2 tRNA genes and 3 rRNA genes are annotated in these 5,181 nt (G+C 47.4%); all 5 read left to right on the forward strand.

The features are described from left to right. Positions 1–1,431, forward strand: a 16S ribosomal RNA gene (locus tag B0A64_RS19000); the annotation flags it as partial. Between the two features lie 124 nt (positions 1,432–1,555). Beyond that, positions 1,556–1,629 (forward strand) — tRNA-Ile (locus B0A64_RS19005). 110 nt (positions 1,630–1,739) lie between these two features. Further along, positions 1,740–1,813: transfer RNA gene (locus tag B0A64_RS19010), tRNA-Ala, on the forward strand. Between the two features lie 192 nt (positions 1,814–2,005). Next, positions 2,006–4,891: ribosomal RNA gene (locus B0A64_RS19015) — 23S ribosomal RNA — on the forward strand. Positions 4,892–5,067: 176 nt separating this feature from the next. Further along, positions 5,068–5,177 (forward strand): 5S ribosomal RNA (gene rrf / locus B0A64_RS19020). Positions 5,178–5,181: the final 4 nt, after the last annotated feature.

The following is a 5,181-nucleotide window of genomic DNA, read 5'->3' on the forward strand; positions in this document are numbered from 1 at the left end:
ACTAGAGACCGGCGCACGGGTGCGTAACGCGTATGCAATCTACCTTTTACAGAGGGATAGCCCAGAGAAATTTGGATTAATACCTCATAGTATAATGACTCGGCATCGAGATATTATTAAAGTCACAACGGTAAAAGATGAGCATGCGTCCCATTAGCTAGTTGGTAAGGTAACGGCTTACCAAGGCTACGATGGGTAGGGGTCCTGAGAGGGAGATCCCCCACACTGGTACTGAGACACGGACCAGACTCCTACGGGAGGCAGCAGTGAGGAATATTGGACAATGGGCGCAAGCCTGATCCAGCCATGCCGCGTGCAGGATGACGGTCCTATGGATTGTAAACTGCTTTTATACGAGAAGAAACACTACTTCGTGAAGTAGCTTGACGGTATCGTAAGAATAAGGATCGGCTAACTCCGTGCCAGCAGCCGCGGTAATACGGAGGATCCAAGCGTTATCCGGAATCATTGGGTTTAAAGGGTCCGTAGGCGGTTTAATAAGTCAGTGGTGAAAGCCCATCGCTCAACGGTGGAACGGCCATTGATACTGTTAAACTTGAATTATTAGGAAGTAACTAGAATATGTAGTGTAGCGGTGAAATGCTTAGAGATTACATGGAATACCAATTGCGAAGGCAGGTTACTACTAATTGATTGACGCTGATGGACGAAAGCGTGGGTAGCGAACAGGATTAGATACCCTGGTAGTCCACGCCGTAAACGATGGATACTAGCTGTTGGGAGCAATCTCAGTGGCTAAGCGAAAGTGATAAGTATCCCACCTGGGGAGTACGTTCGCAAGAATGAAACTCAAAGGAATTGACGGGGGCCCGCACAAGCGGTGGAGCATGTGGTTTAATTCGATGATACGCGAGGAACCTTACCAAGGCTTAAATGTAGTTTGACCGTTTTGGAAACAGAACTTTCGCAAGACAAATTACAAGGTGCTGCATGGTTGTCGTCAGCTCGTGCCGTGAGGTGTCAGGTTAAGTCCTATAACGAGCGCAACCCCTGTTGTTAGTTGCCAGCGAGTCAAGTCGGGAACTCTAACAAGACTGCCAGTGCAAACTGTGAGGAAGGTGGGGATGACGTCAAATCATCACGGCCCTTACGCCTTGGGCTACACACGTGCTACAATGGCCGGTACAGAGAGCAGCCACTGGGCGACCAGGAGCGAATCTATAAAACCGGTCACAGTTCGGATCGGAGTCTGCAACTCGACTCCGTGAAGCTGGAATCGCTAGTAATCGGATATCAGCCATGATCCGGTGAATACGTTCCCGGGCCTTGTACACACCGCCCGTCAAGCCATGGAAGCTGGGGGTGCCTGAAGTCGGTGACCGCAAGGAGCTGCCTAGGGTAAAACTGGTAACTAGGGCTAAGTCGTAACAAGGTAGCCGTACCGGAAGGTGCGGCTGGAACACCTCCTTTCTAGAGCCCCGAATGTTAGTGCTTGCACACGTTGGGGAAAAAAGATGTTTATCTGGACATTTCTGAATCGCATGATTCGATTACTCTTGCTGTTAGTTCAAATAATAAAATTTAAGAATAAGAGTGTCTCGTAGCTCAGCTGGTTAGAGTACTACACTGATAATGTAGGGGTCGACAGTTCGAGTCTGTCCGAGACAACTATTTTAGTCTTAAAAAAAGGAAATTCTAGAAGTTGGAATTCACCAAAAGAGATTAGAGAAGAATTTAAGAATCTAAAATCTGAATTCTACAATCTAAGATTGAAAAATGGGGGATTAGCTCAGCTGGCTAGAGCGCCTGCCTTGCACGCAGGAGGTCAACGGTTCGACTCCGTTATTCTCCACAATTCAACGTTTAATCGTTGATTTGTTTAAGCGGTTAACCGAATTTACGGTTTAACGATTAAACGAAATAAAGTTCATTGACATATTGAGATAAGAAAATAATAAAAAGTAGAAAGCGTTTTTTGTTAGGAGTATTAATACTAAAAACAAGAAACAAAAAAAAACGGTCATAATTGATTTTATGATTGGTACAATAAGCAAAATAAGGGCGTATGGGGGATGCCTTGGCTCTCAGAGGCGATGAAAGGCGTGATAAGCTGCGAAAAGCTACGGGGACGGGCACACACCGATTGATCCGTAGATACCTGAATGGGGCAACCCACTATGTTGAAGACATAGTACACCGATAGGTGGGCAAACCCGCTGAACTGAAACATCTAAGTAGGCGGAGGAGAAGAAAACAAAAGTGATTCCGTAAGTAGTGGCGAGCGAACGCGGATTAGCCCAAACCAATGATGTTACGGCATTGTTGGGGTTGTAGGACCACGACATTTTATGTACAAGGAACCGGAACTTACTGGAAAGTGAGACCATAGAGGGTGATAGTCCCGTATGGGTAACGAGTATAATAGATAGTGGTATCCTGAGTAGGGCGGGGCACGTGAAACCCTGTCTGAATTTGGCGGGACCATCCGCTAAGGCTAAATACTCCTGAGAGACCGATAGTGAACCAGTACCGTGAGGGAAAGGTGAAAAGAACCGTGAATAACGGAGTGAAATAGATCCTGAAACCATACGCTTACAAGCGGTCGGAGCCCTTTCGTGGGGTGACGGCGTGCCTTTTGCATAATGAGCCTACGAGTTAACGTTGCTGGCAAGGTTAAGTGGTTAAGCCACGGATCCGTAGCGAAAGCGAGTCTGAATAGGGCGCTTTAGTCAGTAGTGTTAGACGCGAAACCGTGTGATCTACCCATGGGCAGGTTGAAGCTGTGGTAACACACAGTGGAGGACCGAACCGGTTGACGTTGAAAAGTCTTCGGATGACCTGTGGGTAGGGGTGAAAGGCCAATCAAACTCGGAAATAGCTCGTACTCCCCGAAATGCATTTAGGTGCAGCGTTAGTTATAAAGTTATATAGAGGTAGAGCTACTGATTGGATGCGGGGGCTTCACCGCCTACCAATTCCTGACAAACTCCGAATGCTATATAATGTTCACTAACAGTGAGGGCTTGGGTGCTAAGGTCCAAGTCCGAGAGGGAAAGAACCCAGACCATCAGCTAAGGTCCCCAAATATATACTAAGTTGAAAGAACGAGGTTTGTCTGCCCAGACAGCTAGGATGTTGGCTTGGAAGCAGCCATTCATTTAAAGAGTGCGTAACAGCTCACTAGTCGAGCGGACGAGCATGGATAATAATCGGGCATAAGTATATTACCGAAGCTATGGATTTAGAGTTTACTCTAAGTGGTAGGGGAGCATTCTAACAGGGTTGAAGGTGTATCGTAAGGTATGCTGGACTGGTTAGAAAAGAAAATGTAGGCATAAGTAACGATAATGCGGGCGAGAAACCCGCACACCGAAAAACTAAGGTTTCCACAGCTATGCTAATCAGCTGTGGGTTAGTCTGGTCCTAAGGCGAACCCGAAAGGGACAGTCGATGGCTAACGGGTTAATATTCCCGTACTACTAATTACTGTGATGGGGTGACGGAGTGATGAAAGCGCCGCGAACTGACGGAATAGTTCGTTGAAGTACCTACCTATAAGATGCGCAGGCAAATCCACGCGTCTTGGGGAAATACGATAGTACTCGGAGTCTTCGGACAAAGAGATAGTGCGCCTAAGGGCTTCCAAGAAAAACCTCTAAACTTCAGGTAATTAGTACCAGTACCGTAAACCGACACAGGTAGTTGAGGAGAGAATCCTAAGGTGCTCGAGAGATTCATGGCTAAGGAATTAGGCAAAATAGACCCGTAACTTCGGGAGAAGGGTCGCCCTGTAGCAATACAGGGCCGCAGTGAAGAGGTCCAGGCGACTGTTTATCAAAAACACAGGGCTCTGCAAAATCGTAAGATGAAGTATAGGGCCTGACACCTGCCCGGTGCTGGAAGGTTAAGAGGAGATGTTATCTTCGGAGAAGCATTGAATTGAAGCCCCAGTAAACGGCGGCCGTAACTATAACGGTCCTAAGGTAGCGAAATTCCTTGTCGGGTAAGTTCCGACCTGCACGAATGGTGTAACGATCTGGACACTGTCTCAGCCATGAGCTCGGTGAAATTGTAGTAACGGTGAAGATGCCGTTTACCCGCAGTGGGACGAAAAGACCCTGTGCACCTTTACTATAGCTTAGTATTGACCTTGGATAAATGATGTGTAGGATAGGTTGGAGACTTTGAAGTGGCGTCGCCAGGCGTTGTGGAGTCATTGTTGAAATACAACCCTTTGTTTATCTGAGGCCTAACCCCATATTGTGGGGGACATTGCTTGGTGGGTAGTTTGACTGGGGTGGTCGCCTCCAAAAGAGTAACGGAGGCTTCTAAAGGTTCCCTCAGTACGCTTGGTAACCGTGCGTAGAGTGCAATGGCATAAGGGAGCTTGACTGAGAGACATACAGGTCGATCAGGTACGAAAGTAGAGCATAGTGATCCGGTGGTTCCGCATGGAAGGGCCATCGCTCAAAGGATAAAAGGTACGCCGGGGATAACAGGCTGATCTCCCCCAAGAGCTCATATCGACGGGGGGGTTTGGCACCTCGATGTCGGCTCGTCACATCCTGGGGCTGGAGAAGGTCCCAAGGGTTGGGCTGTTCGCCCATTAAAGTGGCACGCGAGCTGGGTTCAGAACGTCGTGAGACAGTTCGGTCTCTATCTACTGTGGGCGTTAGAAATTTGAGTGGATCTGATTCTAGTACGAGAGGACCGAATTGGACAAACCTCTAGTGTATCTGTTGTTCCGCCAGGAGCATCGCAGAGTAGCTACGTTTGGAAGGGATAAGCGCTGAAAGCATATAAGCGCGAAACCCACCACAAGATGAGATTTCTTTTAAGGATCGTGGAAGATGACCACGTTGATAGGCTATAGATGTAAAGGCAGTAATGTCATAGTCGAGTAGTACTAATAATCCGTAAGCTTATGTACACCCTTTTCCCCGCCTCGGCGGGGAAGAAACTTTCTAAAAATAGTAAATAAAAGTACTTTTCTTTATCTCAGTATGTTAAGATATTTGCTCGACGCAAGAGCAGTTGATGGTTACTAGTTGATAGTTGCTGGAGAAATCCATCAACCGACAACCAAAAACCAACAACTAACAACCTTAAGGTGGTTATTGCGGCGGGGCTCACCTCTTCCCATCCCGAACAGAGTAGTTAAGCCCGCCTGCGCAGATGGTACTGCAGTTATGTGGGAGAGTATGTCGTCGCCTTTCTTTT

It is taken from the genome of Flavobacterium araucananum, assembly GCF_002222055.1.
GTDB lineage: Bacteria > Bacteroidota > Bacteroidia > Flavobacteriales > Flavobacteriaceae > Flavobacterium > Flavobacterium araucananum.